The organism is Methanoregula sp. UBA64 (genome assembly GCF_002502735.1).
GTDB lineage: Archaea > Halobacteriota > Methanomicrobia > Methanomicrobiales > Methanospirillaceae > Methanoregula.
This window is the reverse complement of record NZ_DAQC01000008.1, coordinates 158,877-182,435: the sequence shown is the minus strand read 5'-3', so window position 1 is coordinate 182,435 and position 23,559 is coordinate 158,877. Positions and strand designations below refer to the sequence as shown.

At 56.8% G+C, this 23,559-nt stretch carries 23 protein-coding genes and 1 tRNA gene; 10 read left to right on the top strand and 14 right to left on the bottom strand.

Features of this window, described 5'->3' with window-relative positions; translation table 11 throughout:
* Window positions 1-27: 27 nt before the first annotated feature.
* Complete coding sequence (locus BP758_RS11415; protein WP_292371011.1) at window positions 28-1,212, bottom strand: CPBP family intramembrane glutamic endopeptidase; 1,185 nt, start codon at window positions 1,210-1,212, stop codon at window positions 28-30.
* A gap of 113 nt (window positions 1,213-1,325) precedes the next feature.
* On the opposite strand from BP758_RS11415, the gene BP758_RS11410 reads away from it, so the two are divergent.
* Window positions 1,326-1,408, top strand: a tRNA-Leu gene (locus BP758_RS11410).
* 36 nt (window positions 1,409-1,444) lie between these two features.
* On the opposite strand, the gene BP758_RS11405 is transcribed toward BP758_RS11410, so the two are convergent.
* From BP758_RS11405 to BP758_RS11365, 9 genes are all read right to left on the bottom strand, one after another.
* Window positions 1,445-4,321 carry a vWA domain-containing protein gene (locus BP758_RS11405; RefSeq protein WP_292371010.1) on the bottom strand — a complete coding sequence of 959 codons (2,877 nt, stop codon included), beginning with the start codon at window positions 4,319-4,321 and terminating at the stop codon, window positions 1,445-1,447.
* Between the two features lie 343 nt (window positions 4,322-4,664).
* Window positions 4,665-5,483: a DUF7289 family protein gene (locus BP758_RS11400; RefSeq protein ID WP_292371009.1), complete on the bottom strand. Its 819-nt coding sequence runs from the start codon at window positions 5,481-5,483 to the stop codon at window positions 4,665-4,667.
* A 74-nt stretch (window positions 5,484-5,557) separates the two neighbouring features.
* On the bottom strand, window positions 5,558-5,968 hold the full coding sequence (locus BP758_RS11395; RefSeq protein WP_292371008.1) for a hypothetical protein: 411 nt from the start codon (window positions 5,966-5,968) through the stop codon (window positions 5,558-5,560).
* Window positions 5,969-5,996: 28 nt separating this feature from the next.
* Complete coding sequence (locus BP758_RS11390) at window positions 5,997-6,374, bottom strand: hypothetical protein (RefSeq protein WP_292371007.1); 378 nt, start codon at window positions 6,372-6,374, stop codon at window positions 5,997-5,999.
* On the bottom strand, window positions 6,362-6,901 hold the full coding sequence (locus BP758_RS11385; protein ID WP_292371006.1) for a DUF7288 family protein: 540 nt from the start codon (window positions 6,899-6,901) through the stop codon (window positions 6,362-6,364). The genes BP758_RS11390 and BP758_RS11385 overlap by 13 nt, the downstream gene beginning before the upstream one ends.
* The gene (locus tag BP758_RS11380; protein WP_292371005.1) at window positions 6,895-7,971 is read right to left on the bottom strand and encodes a hypothetical protein; all 1,077 of its coding nucleotides are present in this window, start codon (window positions 7,969-7,971) and stop codon (window positions 6,895-6,897) included. The genes BP758_RS11385 and BP758_RS11380 overlap by 7 nt, the downstream gene beginning before the upstream one ends.
* The gene (locus BP758_RS11375) at window positions 7,964-8,557 is read right to left on the bottom strand and encodes a PepSY domain-containing protein (protein ID WP_292371004.1); all 594 of its coding nucleotides are present in this window, start codon (window positions 8,555-8,557) and stop codon (window positions 7,964-7,966) included. The genes BP758_RS11380 and BP758_RS11375 overlap by 8 nt, the downstream gene beginning before the upstream one ends.
* Window positions 8,558-8,687: 130 nt before the next feature.
* Entirely contained in the window at window positions 8,688-9,560 is an 873-nt protein-coding gene (gene hisG, locus BP758_RS11370) for an ATP phosphoribosyltransferase (RefSeq protein WP_292371003.1), read from the bottom strand.
* 55 nt (window positions 9,561-9,615) lie between these two features.
* A complete protein-coding gene (locus BP758_RS11365) occupies window positions 9,616-10,881 on the bottom strand; it encodes a DUF1015 domain-containing protein (protein WP_292371002.1) in 1,266 nt (421 codons plus the stop codon).
* Between BP758_RS11365 and rimI the strand changes: the two genes are divergently transcribed.
* Window positions 10,880-11,542: a ribosomal protein S18-alanine N-acetyltransferase gene (rimI, locus tag BP758_RS11360; protein ID WP_349680511.1), complete on the top strand. Its 663-nt coding sequence runs from the start codon at window positions 10,880-10,882 to the stop codon at window positions 11,540-11,542. The two genes, BP758_RS11365 and rimI, sit on opposite strands and share 2 nt — an antisense overlap.
* A gap of 325 nt (window positions 11,543-11,867) precedes the next feature.
* On the top strand, window positions 11,868-12,266 hold the full coding sequence (locus tag BP758_RS11355; RefSeq protein ID WP_292371001.1) for a carboxymuconolactone decarboxylase family protein: 399 nt from the start codon (window positions 11,868-11,870) through the stop codon (window positions 12,264-12,266).
* A gap of 40 nt (window positions 12,267-12,306) precedes the next feature.
* Here BP758_RS11355 and hmgA read toward each other — a convergent pair whose 3' ends face one another.
* On the bottom strand, window positions 12,307-13,584 hold the full coding sequence (hmgA, locus tag BP758_RS11350; protein WP_292371000.1) for a hydroxymethylglutaryl-CoA reductase (NADPH): 1,278 nt from the start codon (window positions 13,582-13,584) through the stop codon (window positions 12,307-12,309).
* Window positions 13,585-13,632: 48 nt separating this feature from the next.
* Between hmgA and BP758_RS11345 the strand changes: the two genes are divergently transcribed.
* Window positions 13,633-14,550, top strand: coding sequence for a class I SAM-dependent methyltransferase (locus BP758_RS11345; RefSeq protein WP_292370999.1), 918 nt, complete (start codon window positions 13,633-13,635; stop codon window positions 14,548-14,550).
* A 120-nt stretch (window positions 14,551-14,670) separates the two neighbouring features.
* A complete protein-coding gene (locus BP758_RS11340) occupies window positions 14,671-14,826 on the top strand; it encodes a hypothetical protein (protein WP_292370998.1) in 156 nt (51 codons plus the stop codon).
* Window positions 14,827-15,002: 176 nt separating this feature from the next.
* On the opposite strand, the gene BP758_RS11335 is transcribed toward BP758_RS11340, so the two are convergent.
* Together BP758_RS11335 and thsA are read right to left on the bottom strand one after the other, a co-directional pair.
* Window positions 15,003-15,296, bottom strand: a complete 294-nt coding sequence (locus tag BP758_RS11335) for a hypothetical protein (protein ID WP_292370997.1) — start codon at window positions 15,294-15,296, stop codon at window positions 15,003-15,005.
* 37 nt (window positions 15,297-15,333) lie between these two features.
* On the bottom strand, window positions 15,334-16,965 hold the full coding sequence (gene thsA, locus BP758_RS11330) for a thermosome subunit alpha (protein ID WP_292370996.1): 1,632 nt from the start codon (window positions 16,963-16,965) through the stop codon (window positions 15,334-15,336).
* A 340-nt stretch (window positions 16,966-17,305) separates the two neighbouring features.
* On the opposite strand from thsA, the gene eif1A reads away from it, so the two are divergent.
* From eif1A to BP758_RS11310, 4 genes are all read left to right on the top strand, one after another.
* Window positions 17,306-17,647, top strand: coding sequence for a translation initiation factor eIF-1A (eif1A, locus tag BP758_RS11325; protein ID WP_292370995.1), 342 nt, complete (start codon window positions 17,306-17,308; stop codon window positions 17,645-17,647).
* Window positions 17,648-17,919: 272 nt separating this feature from the next.
* A complete protein-coding gene (locus BP758_RS11320) occupies window positions 17,920-20,244 on the top strand; it encodes an Orn/Lys/Arg decarboxylase N-terminal domain-containing protein (protein WP_292370994.1) in 2,325 nt (774 codons plus the stop codon).
* The gene (locus tag BP758_RS11315) at window positions 20,241-21,662 is read left to right on the top strand and encodes an amino acid permease (RefSeq protein WP_292370993.1); all 1,422 of its coding nucleotides are present in this window, start codon (window positions 20,241-20,243) and stop codon (window positions 21,660-21,662) included. The genes BP758_RS11320 and BP758_RS11315 overlap by 4 nt, the downstream gene beginning before the upstream one ends.
* Window positions 21,659-22,111, top strand: a complete 453-nt coding sequence (locus BP758_RS11310; protein WP_292370992.1) for a hypothetical protein — start codon at window positions 21,659-21,661, stop codon at window positions 22,109-22,111. The genes BP758_RS11315 and BP758_RS11310 overlap by 4 nt, the downstream gene beginning before the upstream one ends.
* Window positions 22,112-22,121: 10 nt before the next feature.
* Here BP758_RS11310 and BP758_RS11305 read toward each other — a convergent pair whose 3' ends face one another.
* Window positions 22,122-22,790, bottom strand: a complete 669-nt coding sequence (locus BP758_RS11305) for a YczE/YyaS/YitT family protein (protein ID WP_292370991.1) — start codon at window positions 22,788-22,790, stop codon at window positions 22,122-22,124.
* A 73-nt stretch (window positions 22,791-22,863) separates the two neighbouring features.
* On the opposite strand from BP758_RS11305, the gene BP758_RS11300 reads away from it, so the two are divergent.
* The gene (locus BP758_RS11300) at window positions 22,864-23,559 is read left to right on the top strand and encodes an SOS response-associated peptidase (protein ID WP_292370990.1); all 696 of its coding nucleotides are present in this window, start codon (window positions 22,864-22,866) and stop codon (window positions 23,557-23,559) included.

Genomic DNA, 23,559 nt, shown 5'->3' with positions numbered 1-23,559 from the left:
CGGCGTACTGCTCCCCCCGTTTTTGGATCAGATCGAAGTAAACCCTACCATAAGGAGGGCAAACAGCACAAGATCGTAGGTACCGTGGCAGATGGCGCTCGTCGAGGTATTCGTATATTTCCGTAACACGCCAAAACAGAGGCCGGCAAGGAGCACGCCGATCACGCCGTCCCATGCATACTGGTACGCATGGAGCGAGGCAAAGACAAGTGCCGAGAGCAGGATCCCGAAACGCGGCTGGATGACCCCGCGGATCGCAAGTTCCTCGCCAAGGCCGGCAGCAACCGCGGCGACAACTGCGGCAAGCGGGGTGAATGACGAGGCAAAGAGGTTGTTGACCAGGGTCTCGTCCGTTATCGTAATCCCCGTGGCCGCAAAGAGTCCGGCAAGCAGATTATCGAGCACCGTGAAGATGCCGACCAGCAGGATACCCAGGGTGATTGCCAGGAGTACCTGGCGGAGCGTGGGCCGGACAAGGCCGAGCCGGTCGAGCGTTCCCCGAATATCCCGGCGAACCCAGAGCCCGACCAGGAAAAACGAGCCGATAATGGTCCAGATGAGGGTGAAGGTGTCCGTGTTGACGGAGGATCCGGGCACTTCCGTCCCGATCCCGAGCACGTTCTGGAGGTTTGCGTCAAGGAACGGGGCGTTGCCGGTAACTGCAAGCGGGACAATGGGTAAAAGGATGAGGGCCGTGACCGTAACAAGACCGATCGTCTGGACAAAAGAGTCAGGATCGATGGGGAGGACACGGGCGAGCAGTACCCTGAACCGGCGCCAGAACCCGAAAAGGCAGACCAGCCCGGCACACAGCGGCACAAGCAGGGCAACAGCAACTTTTCCCGCTGATAGCGATGCGATCCATGCATTCATTACCTCGGGATCAGGAGAAAACGCCCCGGCCGGCCCGAGGGTAAACAGGAACGTAACAATGACGGTACAGGCAAGCAGGCCAAGGAGCCAGAGGATGGCGATGTACCGGACCCACCGGGTAGTCTCCCCGAGGTATGCAAGGAGGGCAAGGATCACGAACGGGGCAACCATTCCCCCGGCTGAAACGAACTCCCCGACGATTCCCTGATCCCCCATGACAAGCGAGAGGATCATCAGGACGAGGAATGCAGCGATAACCGGGATGGTGACAAGAGCGTCGCGGTACCTGCTCTGCCGGACCGATTCACAAAAGCGGGAAAGCACGGGAGGGATCGACATTGGTTGTCTGGTGTACTGGGCACGGAACAAAGATTATCCTTGCGGGGCAGACATCCCCTTTTGCCAATCAATTTCCTTATGTATTCCGGTCGCCAACATTATCCCGCACACACGCGAGAATATCTAAGTGGCCAACAGAGGCGGACTCAAGATCCGTTCCCGAAGGGGTTCGCAGGTTCGACTCCTGCTTCTCGCATACTGTTTTGACAAAATTGGTGGTTATTAGGGAAGATTATTCGAGTTTGATATAGGATTTTCCTTCCATTCCTATATCGATTCCCGTTGCAGTTATCGCTTCATCACCTACTGCATCGTCGGCGCTCGCTTTCACGCGGATCCAATAGGTTCCTGACGGGAGGTTTCTTACGTCCAGGGTCGAACCCTGTATTGAGTTGACGCAGGGACCACTGAATTCCGTATCGAACTGGTGCCAGCTCTGCTTATTGTCGTTTGACCAGAACACCTGTTCGGTTGCGCTTTTAGTGATATTCCCCGGGTAGGTGAGATTCCATGTTACCGGGAGGGTATCTACAATTTTGCCGCCACCCGTGTTTGCTGCAAGATCGGTCAGTCTGATTGCCTGCATCGACCATCCGGGGTTGGTGAGATTGGGGATCACGTTCACGTATTTTGTCGGCAGGTCCATTCTGTCGGTACCATTGTTGAAGATGACCGATGAACCTGAAAACACTTCGATATTCCCCGGCTTTAAAATTCTGAATCTCATGTCTGCCTGCCAGACCTGGTTAAGGGTGATTGTGCCGATGTTGAAATTCAGGTTGTGATCGTCGTTCCAGTCGGCAGTCTGGTCCGTGACATTCGTATTCCCGTCCTGCCAGGTGATTTTGGAGGATGCAGTCGGATCGTACACATACTGGTAGACATCTGCTCCCGGGAGGGTGACGCCGGACACATTGACATTGTCAAAGGCAACCTGCATCGTAGTGTTAACGCCGGCCTGTTCCTGGAGATCGCCAGCGATCTTTTTATATGCATCGTTCAGTGCGGTTGCCGTCAATGCCTGCTGATAGAACCCCCCTGTAGCATTTGCCATTGATTGCAGTGTACTCTGCGACATGGCAGCAGGTGAACTGGCAAAGAATATAAAATAGAGACGGATATTATGGTTTTTGGCGTAAATGGATAAATTTTGGTTTGTAAGTTCCGCGTTATCATAATAATTGGCATTTGTATAATAGTAATATAGGGTAGTTTCCCCATAGTTGGGGTCATTATTAGGTACATTGACTTTAGCGTAATGGTTATATCCCCCATTAAGGTCGGTATAATAATAATAAGTATTATAATCCGTAACGCCACCGGACCAAGATGCAACATTATTATTTAAAGTATAATCCCATGAAGAGAATCCGTTTCCTTTTCCATTTGGTGCACCATAATAGTTCCAGTCTCCATCGGTCATAACAATGATCGCCCGTATTGCATTCGCATCTGTATTCGGGTGCGCGACCATGTCATCAATGGCTTTTTTTATTGCGTCCCGTGTTGCTGTGGCACCGTTTGAGTTCAGGTTTGAAACAGCAGTTTTTACCGGACTAAATGTGGTTTGTAATGCTGCATCGTGAGACACATCTGATGCAAAAGAAAACAGACCCACCCTGTCCTGTCCCTCTGTCATATTATTGATGAACGTGGTCGCAGCGGATTTGGCAATAGATATTCTAGTAGGTGTACCGCTTTTCCCGGCTAGATTATTCCCCATACTTCCTGACCGGTCTATTACAAGATTGACATCAATGGGACTTGGCTGGAGCGCCCACCCGTCCCCCTTCAGTTTAATCGTGAGATCCACGGTATCGTTAACGCCGACCGTAAGGGGGTTCACGCTCGTATCGACGCTGAGGTAAGGATAGTTCTTCCAGTTCAGCTGGAGATTTTGTATGACCTCGGTGCCATTGGCATTTACCCATTTAGCGGTCACCGTTACATGCCCGGTTGCCTGCTGGTTGTAATTGAGATCTTTCTTATTCCGGCTGAATGCCCCGGGCATGAATTTAACGGTGGCAAAACCATCATCGTTGGTAGTCCCCGTCACCGTTGCCGAATGTGTACTTTCCCATACCGGTCCGGCAGTGACATTATACGTGCCGTCGTACCATGGCGTTCCGATGGTAAAGGTGACAGACTCGTTTTTAACGGGATTTCCCATAATGTCGGTCACTTCAGCCGAGACATTGGCCCGCAGAGAACTCCCTGCATCAAGGCTCCCCATCGTCTGGGGGCTTGCGGTCAGCTGCATATTGACCGGGGCCGTGCTGTAAAACTCCACAAACCTGGTCGCCGTCACCGATGAATTCGTAAGCGATGTTGCTGTAACAGAAATGTTGGCTGCGGTCTGGTGGGGGCCATAGGTCAGCCAGACCTGGCCGAGATCGTTTGAGGTAAATGTGGTATCCTTGTCTCCCGCCCAGCTGGTGTGCAGCAATAGCGACTGGTTTTCTGCGATGTTGCCATGCTTATCGTAGAGTGTATAGATAAACGAGAAGGTATGGTCCGCTGCGCCGTCGCAGGGCTGCATTGCGGGAGATGGAGATACATCCTGGGTAATACTAAAGGGGACAGCGTCCGTCAGGCTGGTAATCGTTTTGTACTGATCGCCGATATTCCCGAACGGTTTCATCCAGATGATGTTCTCCCCGCCAGCAATGGAGGTTCTGACGGTTACTGAAGCATTACCCTTTGCATCCGTGTTCGTGGTGATATCCTGCACGAACGTTCCGCTCTTATCGAACGCTGCTGTGTTGTTGACCGAACCGATGTGAAGAGAGACGGTGTGTGTAGCGGCCGGGTTTTTATTGTCGATGGGATTTCCCCAGTAATCGGCAAAACTCATCGAAAACGGCGTCTCCGTGTCTACCGTCACCTCGCCGTCATAATCGAACCGAACGGTATACGGAACGTCGTGATCGATGTACTGGGGTATGGTTTTGGTGACACTATACCCGTCTTTGGAGATGGTGGCGGTAATATTTACGGCCCCGGATTTGGTACCGGCCGTAAATGTTCCGGTCGCAATACCGGATGCGTCTGTCGTGGGGCTTGTCATGACAAGCGATCCGAGCGCCGGGTTGTCAAGTGCGAGATTCACGGTTGCGCCCGCCAGTGAACCGGATGTTGTGTTGTGTGCAATGACGGTGATTGTTGAAGGATGATTCACCACTATCCAGGTTGCACTGGTAGACAGAGATGACGATTGATCGGGTACAGGATCAGCACCGCACAGTCCTATGAGCAGGAGAAAGCCAAGAAGTACGATTAAAATCCGGTGTATGTGCATACCCTTCACGTACGTAGTGATATTGACAGGTGCCGTATATATACCTGCTATTTAACTGCTGCGTATCCCGGATATCCCCGTATCGCGAAGGATTAAAAAAATAATCAATTTCCCAGAGTTCCTTATGTCGGAATCCCCCGGGGATCTTCTGGTATTACACCGATTTGATGATAATATCGTACCGGTTGATCACCAGTCTTGCAGTTTTTTTGGGATCTGTGGGAACCATATATCCTGCGACAGGATTGCCGGTCATCTTCAGCGTATTTTCAAAATAATTATCCCATGCGGTTGAATAATCAGCATCTGAATTTGGGATATACTTCACATAGATCCGGTCATCTGCCGGAATCTCATATGATGTCGAACTGGTCTTTGTCTGGTCCAGCGCCATTTTCACCGTTCCAACACCGGCCCGGGACATTGCATCGGTCGAATTGAATCCGATCAGGTAGATCACGGCAGTATTGGTCTGGTCGTCCACAAACCACCGGGGCTCTGCGAGCATGGCCGATCCTTCCTGTGCGAGCATCCGTTTTACCACGGCACCGTTTTCAAGTGACATGCCGGTCTGGGCGCTTGCAGACTCGTAGCGAAGATCCCCGGGATAGAATGTGTATGGACTCCCGTCATCATTTTTGATCAGATTATTCGTATCGGTAATCTCAAAATGTGCATTGCCGGAGCCCTCCGTTGTATTATGGACGACCATTGTCCCGCCCCCTATCTTCAGTGACGTCTCCTTATAGGGGACCGTCTTGTACGCCAGGCTCTTGACATCGTTCTGCAGCACGATCAGGTTTTTTTCCATGATCTGCTCGTCTGCATTTGTCTGCTGCTGGATCAGTATCGGGTACCCGTACAGAGTTACCAGTCCGATCCCTGAAATGATAATCCCAAAAATGAGAATAAACCCGATGGCCTCGGATACTGCATGCTCGTTCCTTCTTTTGGTAGTCCTGACCGCCTGCATGGTTTTTAGCACTCCCCCGGATGGTACATGATCACGTTAATCCCCCTCACAATTCCACGCAATGTTGTTCATTCTCACGTCCCGAATCCCGTAGAATCGTAACGTATTCTGTTCATACCCTGTCCTGTCGTGTTCCCGGATACACTCCGCGTTGCGCTGATCCCGCCAAGACTGATGTTGCTCGCGATGATGCCACGGTAAACCCTGGCGTACTGATCCGCAGCGGTCGCACCCTGGTGGATCTCCACGGTATAATCCTGCTGTGCGACTTCGTCCGGGATATCGAATGCAGTGGATATGGTTCCGTTTGTCGGGGCGATACTATAGATATCGACAATCCGTGTCGAGATCCCGTTGCCGATATCGGTAAAGGCAGTATACTGGAGCGTCTCTGACGGTCCCTGCATGAAGTTTGCATTTACCATAAGGAGCATGACCATGAAGAGCAGGAGAAGGATGCCGCTCACGATCACGTATTCGATCATCCCCGTCACTCCGTTCTCACGGCAATCTTCAGAGCGATGTCCAGTACTCATTGTACTCCGTCACCCCGTTGTTGTAGTGGATTGAAATATGCTTATGTGAATCGGTTGAGTTGGATGTGGGAATTATAGTATACGTTACCACAGCCCCTTTCCGACTGAGTGCCAATGATTTAATGTCCTCTTGAAGGATGGCAATTTTGGATGGATCACTAGAATACTGTGAGGACTCTGTAATGACATTCTTTACATCCCGGATATCGTTTTTTGGGAAATCCAGCACACCTTCCGCTGTTGTCTGGCCGACCAGGGTCGACTGGTTGAGGAGCATCGCAAGGAAAAACAGGCTGAAACTCACGACAAATCCCATCAGGACGATCCACTGTGCATCATCGTTTAATCCCGCCATAAGAGTACCTCCACCAAAACGGCACGGGGTTTGAAATCGGTTCCCCCGCCCCCCGGAAATGTTTTATTCACTATCACCCATTCGGTTACCCTCACGGGATGCTCCCCCCCGGTGAGATTACGGTTTGTAGAGAGCGGGAGAGTCCCGGTTGTCTTGTTCGCGATATTGTAATACGAAACCGTTGCATTGTAGTGAAGCCCGTTTGGGGCATTATCGATCTTCGAGCCGGTCTGGTTATTCACGTAATTTAAAAAAAGCGTGTTAAATCCGGTACCGTCGAACTGTCCCTGCACCCCGTTATAATAAAGGATGTCCTGAAGCGGACTCGTGGAAGACGAACCGTTCACCGGCGTATTCATCATCCTTAACGCATCGGTTCCCAGCTGTTCGAGCTGCATATCGCTGATATGGGTGTCCCCGGGCGTGTAAACGGAAGTTGCCCCGAGAACGAGATATGCCGAGAAGAGCATGATGAGTGCTGCGGCAACACCCTCGATCGTGTAGAGCTGGCCGTGCTCGTTTACCATACCGACACCTCCAGCACGCCATCCTGCAGTTTTGGCAGGGTGATGTTTTTCGGGTCATACGTATATTCAAACGGCCCGCTCCCTGTATTATTCAGATACCCATTCTCCGGGAATAAAGTCACGTTATCTGTGTCGTAATGATTGAATGTCAGGTTGAAATACAACTGGGTATTGGCATCGGCAAGGTCGGTTGTAATGAATCCCGGCGGGATAATCAGGGAGAGGTTATCCTCGATAGGATATGGGAGGTCCACCTGCTTATTATCTACAATCGGCGAGGTGAAATTTGCGAAACAGACAACAGGCGGATGGGGATTAGTCGAGATTGGCTTGGACCGGCAGATCTGGATGGCCTCTAAGGTAGTATGTTGTGCTTCAGCTCCGAGGGACTTATTCACAACACTGACATTCATGCCGCTGATGTTGACCATGATCTGATCGTTGTAAGGATTAATCTGGTACGCCGGGTCTGGTTCATCCCCCAGCAGGTTCGTGAAGTTCAGGTGGATAGAGAAAACATCGGTCGTGACGTTATCGCTTGAATTGAACATATATGCCCTGATTTTGGAGTCATCTATCGAGGCATTGCTGTTCCCTTTCACTTTCACCACCCTTCGGATGTACCCGTACTCGTCCGGCGGGTTGTCGCCAATCGATCGCGTGAGATTCGATCCCGCCTGCTGGAAAGAGATATTGAACAGATACGGATAATCCCCGAAAATTACCCGCGACCGGTAATCGTCCGGGTAGGACCAGGTCCTGCAGAAGAATCGATCCACTTTCTGCGACGAAAGGATGTTGGGGGAGTCTTTGGATACGGCAAGGCCGAACCTTAACATGTCCCCCTTATGGGAATCCGCGAGCGTCTCCCATGCGGGATTGTACGGCATCCCGGGATCTTCCACGAGAATAACGCCCGTCCGGTAGGCCACCGCATCGTAATCGACAGTCCGGCTCTGGAGACCAATAAAAAGGCCCGGGATCAGGGTCGCGATATAGATGAATGCAATGAGAAAGATGGTAAAACCGGCCAGGAAATCGATCGAGAGGTTACCGGCATCGTCAGTCATGGGTGGCGATCACATCCCCCGTGGTTGCGTTGATACTATATTCCCGGGGGTGCGAACCGGATGGCCCCGTAACCGTGTATATCCCCCGGGAAATCTCAAGTTCGGCGTCTCCTGTCAGGGTCTGGTTTCCTGAGTGTACGATCTTCATAACATCCCCGGGCGACACGATGCCGGCGAGATCGATCTCCTGATCCGGCAGCTTGTCCCCCTGCCAGGGGACTGAGCCGGCTCCGGTACGATCGTAGGTCATCAGGGTCACGTTCTGTCCCTCGCGGATTCCAAGGATCCACTGCTCTGCGTATCCGGAATTATTTACGTTCCGCCCCCTGACGTAATAGACCGGATAGTGCTGCCGGCTGGCATTGGCCTGCTCCGGGCTAACGGCAACGACAGAGTCCGCTTCTTCGAGCGAGAAGTGATCCTCCCCGGGACTCGTGAACACCTGTCTGAATCCTTCATTAACGGGCCCGGTGCCGTTTACATCAACGGTATGAGGCTGGCCTGACGGGTTCAGCAGCCAGAGTACACCAATTCCTCCTGTTACGGCAAGGCTGACTACCGCTACAACCAGGATTGCAAGGTGCATTCTTTTCATTATTGGCCTATAGACGGGTAAATGGATATAATTGTTCTTTTACGTACCCGGAGGATCTACCGCACCGGGGGAGGGGATTTTTTTTATCGATAACCGGCAGGGAATATTCCGCCGGTCCCCCTCACGCCACAATCTTTGCTATCGGAATCTCTAAGATATCCTCAGCCCCGCACCGCTTGAGCTTCGGGATCAGCTCGTTTACCGAACCCTTCTGCACGACCGTCTGGACGCTGTAGTACTCGATCCCGTGGAGCCGGCTCACGGTCGGCTTCTTCATGGCGGGAAGGGCGGCAACGATCTTTTCGAGCGCCGCGGTCGGGACGTTCATGGTAAGGAGCACCTTGTGCCGGGCTTCGAGCACGCCAAAGAGCAGGGATTTTATCTCCTCGATCTCGCGGCGCTTCTCCGGGTCTGCCCACGCCGCCCTGTTTGCAATGATCACCGTGTGCGACTCCATGATCTGGCCGATGATCTTAAGGCCGTTCTTCCGGAGCGTTGTCCCCGTCTCGGTTAAGTCCACGACCACGTCCATGAGGTCCGGCACCTTTGCCTCCGATGCCCCAAACGAGTGGAAGAGCTGCACCGGGATCTTTTTTTCCTCAAAGAACTGCTTCGTGAGCTCGGGATACTCGGTCGTCACTTTGCTCCCGGGCCGGATCTCTGAAGCATCATTGATCGGCTCGTCGCGGTGGACCGCGATCACGATCTTCACGTTGCCCTCGCCGGTCTTGCTGTACGTAAGGGCCGCGACTTCGACCACGTCCGATTTCGTCTCGCGGACCCAGTCGAGGCCCGAGATCCCGAGATCGAAGTAGCCCTTGTCCACGTAGGTCGGGATCTCCTGCGGGCGGAGGATCTTTACCTTCCCGATCCGGGAATCGGCTATTGCCGGGTTATAGTCGCGGTCGGTGCGCCTGACTTCGAGATCGGCCTCCTTGAAAAGCTGGAGTGTCTGCGCTTCGAGGCTGCCCTTGGGGAGTGCGAGGGTGATCATATCATATCCCCTCCGCCTGCAAAAATGATAAATGGATACGGTTTGGATCGTCCGCTTATGCGAACGAGTGGATGACAAGCCCGCTCAAGAGCTTTGGCTCGAACCACGTGGACTTGGGCGGCATGATCCCGCCGGCATCGGCAATGGAAAGGACCGTTCCCACCCGGACCGGCTGCATGGCAAACGCGAGCTGGAACTTTTTCTCGTCCACCAGTTTTTCGAGATCTGCCACCGGCCGGGCACCGCCCAGGTACTGGAGCCGGGCATCGCCCCGGGGATCCGTGATGCCGAGCATCTCTTCGAGCACGGTCTTCTGGAGCACCGAGACATCGAGCACATCGATGGGCCCGGCGTTCTGGTCAATGGGTTTCGTGCACTCGTACCACGTCCCGCCGAGGTACAGGTGCATCACGTGGTACTGTTCCGGCCGGGCGATCTGCGGTTTTATGTTGTACCCGCGCCCGTCCACCGTCCCGTACGGGGTGACCGCATAGTGTTTTTTGAGCTCTGCGAGGAACGATCCGGGCGTGTACTTCCCGAGATCGGTCAACAGCCGGCTGTACCCGTGGATCTTCACCCGGTTCTCGGCAAAGAGCACGCCCATGAACCGCCCGATCTCGCCATCGCTTTTCTCGCCTGCTGCTTTCTTCCGGTCAGCAAGGTTCACCGCGGCCTTTGCCCGGTGGTGGCCGTCGGCGATGTAGAGGTTTGCAACACCAACAAACCGGCGCTCCAGTTCGTCGAGTGCCTTAGGATCGGTGACGGCAAAGATCTGGTGGATGCCGCCCTGCGGGGTCGTAACCTCGGCATCCGGTTTTCTGCTTCCCGCAATGAGCGATTCGATGTAGGAGAAAAGGCTGTCCTTGTCCCGGTACAACAGCACGACCGGGCCGTTGTGGGCCTGTACCGCATCGATGTGCCGGGTCCGGTCCTCTTCCTTGTCGTACCGGGTCAGCTCGTGGCGCCGGATTTTATTGGTACGGTAATCTTCCGTCTCAAGGCAGCAGCAGAGCCCTAAAAACGTGTCCCCGTCCTGCCGGATCCGGTACACGTACATCCCGGGCTGTGCATCCTTTTTCAGCCGGCCGCTCGCGATCAGCGCAGTAAAGTTCGTCTTCGCCCGCTCGTAGACTTTGTCGTCGTTTGCGGGCAGGTCCGGGAGTTCGGCGTCAGAACGGCTGACGGTTAAAAAACTGTCCGGGTTCTTTTTGATGATCGCCCGCGCCTCTTCGGCAGTCACGACATCGTACGGGACCGCTGCGATGGCCTGGGCCTCGCCGGGTGCGGGACGCACCGCGGGGAATCGGCAGATCGTTACCATGGTACCAACCGGCGCCCTATTAAAACAGGGCGTTCTTTCTCATACGTTTGGCGATATCACATATATACCCACAGACCCCGGCGAAAGCCCGCTCGAAAGCGGGCTTGTTGGCGCAAAAGCCTTATTGTACGCGAAGGGCAACAGGATAACCTGCAAAAACGAGCTCTTCCCCATGATAAAATCCCGTGACGCTATCCCGGTAAAGACCCCTGCCCAGATCCGGCGGGCAGGCCCGGCCGATGTCGATGCGATCTATGCCATCGAGGTCGAGGCATTTGTCGAGGCATGGGATAAACAGACGTTTGCCGAGGCGCTCGCGTATTACCCGACCACGTTCTTTGTCGCGATCTGCGAGGGACAGATCGCGGGGTTCATCATCGGGGCCATCGAGGATACGGGCGAGAATATCTACGGCCACATCTGCAACTTCGCGGTATCCTCGCAGTTCCGTGGCCGGGGGATCGGGCGCCAGCTGATGCACCGGACCGAGCACCAGTTCGCGCTCCAGCTTGCCACCGGCTCCCAGCTCGAAGTCCGGGAATCCAATGTCCCCGCCCAGAAGTTCTACCGCCGGCTCGGGTACCAGGATGTCTTTTTTGTCGGCGGCTATTATGCAAACGGCGAGGACGCCCTTGTGATGATGAAGTGGTTCCGGTTCTAGGGCACAAACGCTCTCTTTGGCACTCCTGCTCCCGGTTCACTGCTTACAAATCCCGGGCAAAAATACGGGACCCCCCGAAGGATCGCATGGTGCATTTTTGTACAGGGCCACGGTACGATTGTTTGTTTTTCTGACGTGAAAATCCGCGGTCTTCCCGGATCCCGGAGATCACTTTTGCACCTTGTGACCCCCATCGGGGGTGGCCGTTTCCGTACGTACCTTCCAGTGTGCGGATGGATCAGGAACCCCCGCCCGGGCAGATTGTTTCGGATCGTTTATCGCCCCGCCAGACTAACGGGAAAATCACAGTTTCGAGGCCTGGGAAATGAAAGAGGCAAACAAAGAGGCAATCAGCGAATTTTTGAAACACGCGGACTCCATCGGCGACGACATGCTCGAAGACACACAGAAGATGCTCGGGAGCATGCCGTTTATCCTGCCCGTCCAGAAGAACGAGCGGCCGGACTACTTCGCGCTCATGTGCATTGCGGACGATATGCTCTGCCGGCCCCCGAACCTTTCGGCAAAGACCGCCGAGCTCGTCACCCTTGCGGCGGCGGCAGCGGCAGGGGCCGGCCCGTGCCTGAAGTTCCATATCCAGGCCGCGGCAAAAGAGGGAGCCACCAGAGGCGAGATCTTCGATACGATCATGATCGCGGCGCTCGTGGGAAAGACTAAGATCCTTGCATCGGCGCTCCGCGATTTTAGCGAAGCATACCCCTGAAAAAACCCGAAAGAAAAAGAGAAAATACTTTTTTTATCGCTTACCGTTTCACGCCCCGGCCCAGTTCCTGGTGGGCCCGGGCAAGGTGCTGGGCGGCAAGTGCGCCGATCAGCGAGAGTTCCCCGGCAAGAACGCCGGCCGCGATGATCTCGGCAAGCTTTTTGGCGTTCGCGCCCGGGGGCGTCCCGCCACCGGCAACGCCGAGGATCTTCAGGCACTCTGCTTGAGTGTCCACTCCTGTCCCGCCGCCGACCGTGCCGACCGGGAGCGAGGGGAGCGTGACGGATACGTACACCCCGTCGTCGGTCGGGTCGATCGTGGTCATGCAGGTGCTGCCGTCAATGGCATGGGCCGCGTCCTGCCCGCAGGCAATGAACATCGCCGCGACCACGTTTGCCGCATGGGCGTTGAAGCCCATGGCCCCGGCCCGGGCCGAGCCGACGAGGTTTTTCCGGTAGTTGACCTCGAACATCGATTTTGCATCGGTCTTGAAGATCTTTTCGATGAGCTCGTGGGAGAGCGCGATGCCGGCGACAACGCTCCGGCCCCGGCCCATGATTGCATTGATAGCCGCCGGCTTCTTGTCGGCGCACATGTTCCCCGAGAGGGCGATGAGCCGGGCGCCGGTGGCTTTTGCTATCTCGTCGGCAATCTTCGCGCTCGCGATGGTGACCATGTTCATGCCCATCGCGTCTTTCGTATCGAATTCGAGCCGGACAAAGACGCTCGTGCCCGCAACGTAGGTGGTAAGCCCGGTCATCTGCCCGTGCGAGGTGGTCGTTGCAGCAATCGCGGCAAACTCCTTCTCGTGGGCGGCGGCCCAGTCCGCTATCTCTTTTGCGTGCGCCACGCTTTTTGCCGCAAAGACCGGCGCCCGGGTCATCACGTCGTGCAGGACGCGTACTTCCGCCCCGCCGGCTTTTGTTATTGCGCCTGCGCCCCGGTTCACCGAGGCAATAAGCGCCCCTTCGGTTGTTGCAAGGGGCAGCCAGAACTTCCCCTTCGCGTATTCGCCGTTTACGAGCACCGGCCCGGCAACCCCGACCGGCACCTGCACGGCGCCGATCATGTTCTCGCAGTTCCGGGTCGCGGCCCGGTCCACGTCGAGGGAGAAGATCCCGATGTTCTCTAAGGTGGTCCCGGTCTCCTGCTCGATGTACCCCCGGCGCACCCGCACCGCATCGACCGGCGGCATCATCTTTTCGAGTTCGTAGAGCCTGACCTCGCCCGTCTTGATCCGGGTCCGGATCTCTGCTTCGTTTGTGCAGCCGGGGCCGCCCTGCCCCTCTGCATTGTGGTGTCCGTCATCACCAGCCATGAATACCTGTTGGTTGTATACTATTATGAGCGCAGTGGTCTTTTAAAAATGACAACCGGGCAGTGGGGCATACGGGTACCGGCACAGGAGGGCGAAGCAACACGGCAGGCGCTCATCGGCGAGGGGGCGCTCGATGTGACGCTCAAGGTCCTGCACGACGGGCCGTTCCTGATCTTTGCCGTGCTCGCGGAGCGTGACGGCGCCGGGTGGTACGAGTTCGGGGAGCAGCCCGGCCGCGAGGCACTTCCCCGCCACGAGCTCGTGGGCGGGATCGCGATCATGCAGGAGAACGATCCCGCGGGGGCGGAGAAGATCCTTGCAAACCGGCCCTCGCTCCACACGGTGCTTTTCCCGACAAGCGAGGTCTCGGGCGAGTACCGGACCCGGGACTACCGTGTCCTTGCCGGCACCGACACGACCCGGACGGAGGTGACCGAACACGGGCGCCGGTTCGTGGTCGATCTTGCCGGCGCCTACTTCTCCGCCCGGCTCTCGACCGAACGCCACCGGATCCTCGATCAGGTCAATGACGGCGAGCTCGTGCTCGATATGTTCGCCGGGGTCGGGCCGTTTGCCATCACGCTTGCCGCCCGGGCGGGTGTGGTTGTCGCGGCCGATCTAAACCCGCAGGCCGTCCGGCTCATGATGGAAAATATCCGGAAGAACCGGGCGGCAAACGTGATCCCGGTGCTTGCCGATGCCCGGCACCTGGAAAAGATCCTGTCGTGGAAGTTCGACCGGATCGTCATGAACCTCCCGCTGGCCGGCACGGAATTTTTACCGGAAGCCTTCCGGCTCGTCCGGCCCGGGGGCACGATCCATTTCTATTCGCTGGTATCCGAAACGGGCGAGCACCTTGCCCGGATCCGGGAGCTGGGCGGGGCCGGTGTTACGGTTACCGAACGCGAGGTCCGGTCCTACTCGCCCGGCCAGTGGCACGCGGTGTACGATATCGCCGTGGGATAAGGGACGACTATCCCGCCCCATACAATTCCGGGCAAATCTCCTTTTTTTCCTATCTCCCGATAGCGGGAAACTATTTCTCCTGAAGGCCTAATGAGGCATGAGTAATGCAAAGGACAGGTCATGACAAACGCCTTCACGGAATGGTTCATGGGAAGGGACGCCGACGACCTGGGCTGGTACAATTTTACCGAGGCCCAGCCGGTCTGGAAGACCTGGTGGTTCTGGGGCGGCATTGCGGTCGTGTGCGTAGTTCTTTTGTGGTATTTTTTGCCATGAACCGGTATCCGGGCAGATGAAAAACGCGAGACCGGGGGCATCGCCCGGATCCGCCCTGAAGCACTGCCCCCGTCTCCCCGGCGGGAACTGTTTTTAAGAAACCTTGCGTATCGGGCTGCCGGCCGAAAAGATCGCACCGGCACGCCACCGGAACCGGCAGAAAAATTAAAAAAAAGTTATCCGGTTATCTCCCTGCGGACTTCGGTATCGGTGATCTCGTACACGAGATTCCGACGCTCGGTTTTTAATTTCTTGAGATCGGCGATGATCTCCTGCAGCTGGAACTCCCGGTCCCGTGTCGCGATCGCGTACGGCCGGTCGGGCTGCTGGTTTTCCGGGGTGATGGCAAGGAGGTCGCAGGTATTGCGCTGCCGGGTAATTTTGAACTCCGTAATCTTGCTAAGGTCGATAGAAAGGGAGTCGCCGGAGTGAAACACCCCGACATGATGGAATTTCACCATAACGCTCATTATGCTCCCCGTCCGCGGGTGTATGCATACGGCATTCCTAGTCATCCCCCATTCCCGGCGGCATGCCACCCCGGGGCATCCCGCCCGGGCTGCCGGACTGCGACGATGCGATGACATCGTCGATGCGCAGGATCATGACCGCCGCTTCTGTGGCGCTTGAAATGGCCTGCGTCTTTACCTTTAAGGGCTCGATGACGCCGGCTTTCTGCATGTCGACCGGTTTTGCCTCGTACACATCGAGGCCGAAGGTTCTCTTTCCCGCCTCGTGCGCAGCCCGGATCGCAACGACCATATCGATGGCGTCAAGGCCGGCGTTCTCGGCCAGCGACCGCGGGATGATCTCAAGCGCCTGTGCGAATGCCTCGATCGCGAGCTGGTTGCGGCCGCCGACCGTTGCCGCGTACCGGTGCAGCTGGAGCGAGAGCTCGATCTCGGGCGCCCCGCCGCCGGCAACGACCTTTTTGTCCTGCACGACAACGCCGACGACCATGAGCGCATCGTGGAGGGCGCGTTCGATCTCATCGATGATATGATCGGACCCGCCCCGGATAATGATGGAGACGGCTTTGGGGTTTTTGCATTTCGCGATCGTGATCATCTCATCTCCGGAGAACTTCGTCTCCTCCACAAGGCCGGCAGACCCGAGATCGGCCGGTGTGACGGTATCGATGCTGGTGAGGATCGCAGCCCCGGTGGCGCGGGAGAGATTTTCAAGGTCGCTCTTTTTTACCCGGCGCACGGCAAAGATCCCGGCTTTTGTCAGGTAGTGCTGGGCGACATCGTCGATGCCTTTCCCGCAGAACACCACGTTTGCCCCGCTACGGATCACTTTCTCTGCCAGAGCGTGAACCATCTGCTCGTCTTCGTCAAGGAATGCCTGCACCTGATCGGGCCGGGAGATGTTGATCTTTGCCGAGACCTCGGTCTTTTTGTATTCGAGCGCAGCGTTCAGGAGCAAAATTTTCGCGTTTTTTACAGACTTTGGCATCCCCGGGTTTGCCCGTTCCTTGTCGATGACCATGCCCTCGATAAGCACGGTATCCTCGACTGCGCCCCCGGTCTTTTTCTGCACGTTCACGTGCTTGATATCGACCGTGCCGTCGGGATCGGCAACGCTCGTGACCGCTTTGACAACGATATTGCAGAGCAGTTTCTTGTACGCTTCCGCCCCTTTGCCGCTGATCGCGGTCTCCGCGACTTTTTCAAGCATCGCGTGATCTTCCGGCTTTACCGCAATTGCGATCTTTGCGAGGATCTCAAGCGACTTTGTCGCGGCCTGCCGGTACCCTTCCGCGATTACGGTCGGGTGGACACGCTGTTCGAGCAGATCCTGTGCGTTTTTCAAGAGTTCCCCGGCAAGGACCACGGCCGAGGTCGTGCCGTCCCCGACTTCGTCGTCCTGGGTCTTTGCGATCTCGACCATCATCTTTGCGGCCGGGTGCTGGATGTCCATCTCTTTTAGGATCGTTGCGCCGTCGTTTGTGATCACTACGTCGCCCATGCCGTCGATGAGCATCTTGTCCATGCCTTTTGGACCGAGCGTCGAGCGGACCGCAGTTCCTACCGCCATGGCGGCAGTGATATTACTGCTCTGGGCTTCCTCGCCCCTGTTCCGCGTTGTTCCCTGTCGTAAGATAATAATTGGCTGCCCGCCAAGCTGTTGTGACATATTCTTCCTCGTTTTTTTAACAGTTACCGGTCGTTTTTCCCGTTTTTTCCCGGGAAAAACCGGGTCCTGATCTGTGCCGGTTATTACAACGGCCGCACGTGGATCGTTTCGACCATGACAGAAAAGTTCGATATCCGGGATAATGCCGCCCCGTCATGATCCGTTGCGGGGCGCCACCAGCGTGTGAACAAGCTGATCCGTTATGCCATCATCGCTCTGCTGTGATAAGTGTTCAATTGGCGTGCGACCTGAAAGGTGTATCTGTCATGTGCGTAATTATCCTCCAATACATACCTTCAACAGGTCAGCAGTCATTTATAGTGCGAACGTAGTTGGTTGAATGGCTGGTTATCACAAACGAGTAGATACAGGTGAGGCAGATCCGAATGCACTAAACCCGGACGGTACGCCGGTATGTCGTGTACGTCTGCCCAAAAAATGGAATAACGAGCAGTTTGCCCGGGCCGAGACCATGATGGGGGCAAATCATATCCGCGTCCAGTGCATCGACGGGGTTTCCCGGATGGGCCGGATCAAGGGCAAGATCAAGAAAAGACAGTGGATCCGCGAAGGCGACACGGTCATTATCGTTCCCTGGAGCATCCAGGACGACAAGTGCGATATTATTTACCGGTACCTCAAGCCGCAGACCGACTGGCTGCGGAAGAACCGGTACATTTAATCCTTTTTTCTTTCCGGGGTAACCCGCAGGGTGTATGCGATAACCGCACCTGAGAGCAGGAGCATGGCTGCATCTCACCTGCGTACCGCATTCATCCGCAAGGTGCCGCTGTTCTCTTCCCGGTTGTCCCGGCAATCCACCGGATTCTTTTGCCCGGAATACATAATCCCGAATTATTTAAATGCCAGTATCATCATAGCCAGACTCATGAACAGGAGTCTGAACCCCGGAAATGTACTGATGCCGGTCTCCCGGCTGCACGGGAGCGTCCCATGAAACCCGAGGAACGCCTGGTGGTCGGGATCGTGGACGATGCGATCCACACCGAAACCCCTCACGGCAGGGCCCTGCAGCGGATCGTCCGCGATCTCGAGGCATACGATATCTTTGTTGCCGACGTTGCCTCTCCCGCCGATGCCCGGAACGCATACGCCAATCTTCCTGCGGTCAGCTGTATCCTGATCAACTGGAACCTCGGCGACAAAACGGGTAAGAAGCAGCAGGACACGCTTACCCTGATCCGCCAGATCCGCAGCGTGAACGAGGACATCCCGATCTTTTTAATGGCCGAACCGATGAACGATCCCCCCATCGGCCTGACGGTCGATGTCTTAAAAGAGGTCAACGAGTACCTCTACGTGATGGACGATACCCCCGACTTTATTGCCGGGCGTATCACCGCTGCGGCCAAACGCTACCAGGACAAGCTGCTGCCCCCGTTCTTTGGCGAACTCGTGAAGTTCTCCAAAGACTTCGAGTACTCCTGGCACACGCCCGGCCATGCCGGCGGCACGGCATTCCGCAAGACCCCGGCCGGCCGGCAGTTCTTTAATTTCTTCGGGGAACAGCTCTTCCGCTCCGACCTCTCGATCTCGGTCGGCGAACTCGGCTCGCTCCTCGACCACTCCGGCCCGGTGGGCGAGGCCGAGCGGTACGCGGCAAAAGTATTCGGCGCCGATATGACCTATTTTGTGACAAACGGCACCTCCACGGCAAACAAGATCGTCTTCTTTGGCCGGGTCACCAAAGACGATGTGGTGCTCGTGGACCGGAACTGCCACAAGTCCGCCGAGCACGCGCTCACCATGACGCATTCCGTGGCCGTGTACCTGATCCCGACCCGGAACCGGTACGGGATCATCGGCCCGATCCCGCCGGCCGACATGACGCCCGCAGCGATAAAGAAGAAGATCGCTGCCTGCCCGCTGGCGAAAGATCTCAAGGACAAGACCCCGGTCCACGCCATCATCACGAACTCGACCTACGACGGCCTCTGTTATCTTGCAGCCGATGTGGAAAAGGAACTGGGAAAAAGCGTGGACAGCATACACTTCGATGAAGCCTGGTACGGCTACGCCCGGTTCAACCCGCTCTATGTGGACCGGTTTGCCATGCGGGACGGGGCAAAGGATCCAAAAGGCCCGACCGTCTTTGCCACGCAGTCCACGCACAAGCTCCTCGCGGCACTCTCGCAGGCCTCCATGGTCCACGTGAGAAACGGCCGGGTGCCCATCGAGCACGCCCGGTTCAACGAGGGGTTCATGATGCACAGCTCCACCTCGCCGCTCTACACGATCATCGCGTCGCTGGACGTTTCCTCGAAAATGATGGACGGTGCATCGGGCCGGGTGCTCACGACCGAATCGATCGAAGAGGCGATCCGGTTCCGGCGCACCATGGCCCGGATCGCAAAAGAGATTGCGGGCGGCAAAAAGAAGGGCGACTGGTGGTTCCCGATGTGGCAGCCGGCAACGGTGGTGGACCCGAAGACAAAAAAGAAGGTCCCGTTCGAATCCGTGCCCCTCGAAACCCTCCGCTCCACGCCTTCGTGCTGGGTGCTCCACCCGGGCGAAGCCTGGCACGGCTTTACCGGGTTCCCCGACAACTACTGCATGCTCGACCCCATCAAGGTCACCGTGCTCACCCCGGGCGTGAACGAAGACGGCACGCTTGCGGCATGGGGCATCCCGGCGGCAATCGTGGTCAAGTACCTGGACACGAAAGGCATCATCAACGAAAAGAGCGGGGACTACTCGATCCTCTTCTTGTTCTCGATGGGCATGACCAAGGGCAAGTGGGGCACGCTTATTACCGAGCTCTTCGAGTTCAAACGCCAGTACGACGAGAACGCCCCGGTCGAAGATATCTTCCCGGATCTTGTGGAGAAATGGCCGGACCGGTATGGCGGCATGAAGCTCCAGGAGCTCGTGGCCAGGATGCACGCGTTCAAGCGGGACCACGACATGTGCGGCCTGCTCCAGAAGGCCTTCTCGATCTTACCCGAACCAAAGGTCACCTACGCGGAGACCTTCTCGAAACTGGTGAAGGACAATGTAGAACAGATCCCGGTCTCGCAGGCTGCAAACCGCATCGTTGCCACCGGGATCGTGCCCTACCCGCCGGGCATCCCGCTCCTTGCGCCGGGCGAGAAGACCGGGCCAAAGAACGGCCCCATTATCCAGTACCTGCTCTCGCTGCAGGACTTTGACCGGGCGTTCCCGGGCTTCGAGCACGACACGCACGGGATCGAGAGCATCAAAGGTGAGTACATGATGATCTGCTTAAAGGAGAAGAACACAAAGGAGAAGAAACGATGAGCGATGCACCGGTAGTCAACAAAAAAGTGCTCGGGCTCTTTGCGCTTGCCATGATCAACGTGGCAGCGGTGCTGAGTATCAGGAATTTCCCCTCGATGGCCGTGTACGGCTGGTCGTGTATCGGCTGGTACATCATCGGGGCCATCGTCTTTTTGATCCCGATCTCCCTTGCGGGAGCGGAACTTGCAACCGGCTGGCCCGAAGGCGGCGGGGTGTACGCCTGGGTCAAGCAGGCATTCGGCGAGAAGGGCGGGTTTGTCGCCCTCTTCTGCGAATGGTCGAACAATCTCGTCTGGTTCCCGACCGTTCTCTCCTTTACCGCTTCAACGCTCGCGTTCGCGCTCACGCCGGACCTTGCGGCCAACCCCTGGTTCATGTTCTCGGTCATGATGATCGTGTTCTGGGGCACCACCGCGATTGCCTACTTCGGCGAAGAGACATCGACAAAGTTCTCGAACATTGGCGTGATCCTCGGGAGCATCGTCCCCTCGCTGTTGATCATCGGTCTCGGCCTCTGGTGGCTGGGCTCGGGACAGAAGATCGTGATCCCGCATTTCACGCTTGCGCAGACCGTGCCGACCATCAATCTCTCCACGCTCCCGTTCTTTGCAACGATCGTCCTGTTGTTTGCCGGGATGGAGATGGCCGGCTTCCATGCCCTTGAGACCAAAAACCCGCAGCGGGACTTCCCCCGGGCAATGGCGCTCTCGGCCGTTATCATCGTGATCTGCACCGTCCTTGCAACGCTCGCGATTGCGATCGTGATCCCCGCGTCCCAGCTCAACCTCGCCTCGGGCGTCATGCAGGCGATCCAGTACTTCTTCGATGCGGCCGGGATCGCGTGGCTCGTCGGCCCCATGGCCCTTCTCATCACGCTGGGCGGTGTAGTGAACCTTGCCGCGTGGCTGATTGGCCCGGCAAAAGGTCTTGGGATCGTTGCGGAGGAAGGCAACATGCCCCCGATCTTCGACCGCACCAACAAGTACGGTGCGCCGGTCGCGGTGCTTCTCATCCAGGCGCTGATCGGTTCGGTAGTCTCGCTGCTCTACGTGTTCCTCCCGTCCGTGAACCAGGCCTACTGGATCCTCTCGGCAATGACCGTCGAGTTGCTCTGTATCGTGTACATTCTCGTCTTTGCCGCGCTCATCAAGCTGCGGTACAGCAAGCCCGACACGCCCCGGCCCTTTAAGATCCCCGGCGGAATGATCGGGGTCTGGATTGTGGGAGGCCTTGGCCTCTTTGGCACGGTCCTCTCCTTTATCGTCGGGCTCATGCCCCCGATGTACTTCACGAACTGGGCGGTCTATGTCGGTTCGGTGCTGCTCGGTACGTTCCTTTTGGCCGTGCCTCCCCTGATCTTCTTAAAATTCAAACATCCCGGATGGCTCAAAAAGCAAAAGAGTGGTGAACAGCCATGACGTTAAGCAAGAACGGCGAGATCTGCCTTGTGCTCATCGTTGCCGTGATGTTTATCCTGCCGTGCCTGATGCTCGGCCTGATCTACGAATCGGAACCGTACCATGTAATCCCGGGCGAACCGGTCAAGGCGGCTGCGGATGCCGCGGGCATCTCCGTTGTCGATGTGAAAGGCACGCTCTGGAATATGGCCGGGGCAACCGGTGGCAAGACCTACACGCTCACCGACCCCGAGGGCGACATTGCGTATGTTGCAATACAGGCATTTAACAGCGCAGAGTCCCGCGATGCAGCGGTCCGGCTCTACAATGCCCATGCCCCGGGCAAGGGAAAACATGTAGGGAACATGATCGTGGCCGGCCAGTACCTCATCTACGCAACACCGGCAAACAGCCCGATCTTTGCAAAACTCGTGCCCGCATTGCAGCAGGCAGCAAAAACAACCACTTAACTCTCTTTTTTTACCGGTCTCTTCCGGGTTCATCCGCGAGCCACTTCTCGCAACCGTAGCGCGCGTACACAAACGCGATGCCGAGGATGATGTACCCGACCAGGATCGCGGAGATGACGGTGCCTTCCCGGAACCCTTCGATTGTCCCGAACGCGGCAAGCGAGATGAGCGCTGCGGCCGCAACAAGCGAGGTGTCGAAGAAGACTTTTACGATCCCGAACCGCTTGTGGGTTTTCTCCGCAATGGCCCGGACCAGTCCCTCGCCCGGGTTTAAGATAACGTTTGCCGTGACCTGTAAGAAGATCCCAAACGCAAGGACCGCGGAGCCGGCAAGCACGACCGCGATCTGTTCCGGGTAGAAGTCCGGCCGGACGCCGGCCGAGAGGTACATGCCCAGATCGACAAAGAATCCCAGGGAAAAGGCAACGAGGATCTGGAGGTACTGGCGTTTCGGGAACGACCGCCCGATGATGAAGACTTCGGCAGCAAAGAAGATCAGGGTCAGGATGATGGTGAACTCGCCGAAAGTTACCGGGAACGCGAGGCAGAGCACGTACGGGACGCTCGAGATCGGCGAGGTGCCAAGCGCCGACCGGGTGACAAGACTGATCCCGAGGCCCATGAAAAAGAGGCCACAAAGAAGGACCAGGCAGCGCTTGACAAGACCGGTGGATACCACGAATCTCCCCCAGTACCGGCGCCGCGCAACACATTAAGGATAGCGGAAGCCCGGTGCATAAGCTTGATGATGCATGGCACGAGAGAGACCGGGTATGTGCCACCAGTTCTCGCTTGCCTGGGGGGAGGACGATCTCTGCACCCGCTTTGGCGTGCGGATCCTGCCCGCGGATCTCCTGCCGCATTTTTCTATTGCGCCGGGAGACCGGGCGCTGGTGGTTATGGGGAGCGGGCCGCGTGAGGCGGTGATGATGCAGTGGGGCCTTGTGCCGCACGCTGCAGCGGACCCGGCAAAAGGAACGCGGCCGATCAATGCCCGGGCCGAAAGCCTGTACGAAAAACCGCTGTTCCGCGATCTGGTGCAGTCCCGGCGCTGCCTTGTGCCGGCAACCGGTTTTTTCGAGTGGAAGGCTCCCCGGCGATCGCCGTGGTACTTCCGGATGCAGGACGGTTCACCGTTTGCATTTGCCGGGCTGTACGACCGCTGGCAGGGCCCGGCGGGAGCAACGCTCGCCACGTTTGCGATTCTTACCACGGAACCAAACCCGCTCGTTGCCGCGATCCACAAGAGGATGCCGGTGATCCTGTCGCGGGAGGACGAGGCCTGCTGGCTTTCGGGGTCTGCCCTTGCCGATGCGGACCGGCGCCGGATCGTTGCGCCGTTTCCTGCCGGGGCGATGGAGGCATACCCGGTTTCGGACCGGGCTAACGACCCGGCCTGCGATGACGAACAGGCGATCCGGCCGGTGAGCCGGCTCCTGCAGGAGTGA

Coding starts and splice junctions, on each gene's coding strand:
- BP758_RS11390 (WP_292371007.1), bottom strand. CDS start 6,374: ATGGCGGGATTAAACGATGATGCACAGTGGATCGTCCTGATGGGATTT.
- BP758_RS11320 (WP_292370994.1), top strand. CDS start 17,920: ATGAAACCCGAGGAACGCCTGGTGGTCGGGATCGTGGACGATGCGATC.
- BP758_RS11400 (WP_292371009.1), bottom strand. CDS start 5,483: ATGCAGGCGGTCAGGACTACCAAAAGAAGGAACGAGCATGCAGTATCC.
- BP758_RS11315 (WP_292370993.1), top strand. CDS start 20,241: ATGAGCGATGCACCGGTAGTCAACAAAAAAGTGCTCGGGCTCTTTGCG.
- BP758_RS11345 (WP_292370999.1), top strand. CDS start 13,633: ATGACAACCGGGCAGTGGGGCATACGGGTACCGGCACAGGAGGGCGAA.
- BP758_RS11375 (WP_292371004.1), bottom strand. CDS start 8,557: ATGCACCTTGCAATCCTGGTTGTAGCGGTAGTCAGCCTTGCCGTAACA.
- BP758_RS11385 (WP_292371006.1), bottom strand. CDS start 6,901: ATGGTAAACGAGCACGGCCAGCTCTACACGATCGAGGGTGTTGCCGCA.
- BP758_RS11355 (WP_292371001.1), top strand. CDS start 11,868: ATGAAAGAGGCAAACAAAGAGGCAATCAGCGAATTTTTGAAACACGCG.
- BP758_RS11335 (WP_292370997.1), bottom strand. CDS start 15,296: ATGAGCGTTATGGTGAAATTCCATCATGTCGGGGTGTTTCACTCCGGC.
- thsA (WP_292370996.1), bottom strand. CDS start 16,965: ATGTCACAACAGCTTGGCGGGCAGCCAATTATTATCTTACGACAGGGA.
- BP758_RS11395 (WP_292371008.1), bottom strand. CDS start 5,968: ATGATCGAATACGTGATCGTGAGCGGCATCCTTCTCCTGCTCTTCATG.
- rimI (WP_349680511.1), top strand. CDS start 10,880: ATGGTACCAACCGGCGCCCTATTAAAACAGGGCGTTCTTTCTCATACG.
- BP758_RS11380 (WP_292371005.1), bottom strand. CDS start 7,971: ATGACTGACGATGCCGGTAACCTCTCGATCGATTTCCTGGCCGGTTTT.
- BP758_RS11310 (WP_292370992.1), top strand. CDS start 21,659: ATGACGTTAAGCAAGAACGGCGAGATCTGCCTTGTGCTCATCGTTGCC.
- BP758_RS11300 (WP_292370990.1), top strand. CDS start 22,864: ATGGCACGAGAGAGACCGGGTATGTGCCACCAGTTCTCGCTTGCCTGG.
- BP758_RS11415 (WP_292371011.1), bottom strand. CDS start 1,212: ATGTCGATCCCTCCCGTGCTTTCCCGCTTTTGTGAATCGGTCCGGCAG.
- hmgA (WP_292371000.1), bottom strand. CDS start 13,584: ATGGCTGGTGATGACGGACACCACAATGCAGAGGGGCAGGGCGGCCCC.
- BP758_RS11365 (WP_292371002.1), bottom strand. CDS start 10,881: ATGGTAACGATCTGCCGATTCCCCGCGGTGCGTCCCGCACCCGGCGAG.
- eif1A (WP_292370995.1), top strand. CDS start 17,306: ATGGCTGGTTATCACAAACGAGTAGATACAGGTGAGGCAGATCCGAAT.
- hisG (WP_292371003.1), bottom strand. CDS start 9,560: ATGATCACCCTCGCACTCCCCAAGGGCAGCCTCGAAGCGCAGACACTC.
- BP758_RS11340 (WP_292370998.1), top strand. CDS start 14,671: ATGACAAACGCCTTCACGGAATGGTTCATGGGAAGGGACGCCGACGAC.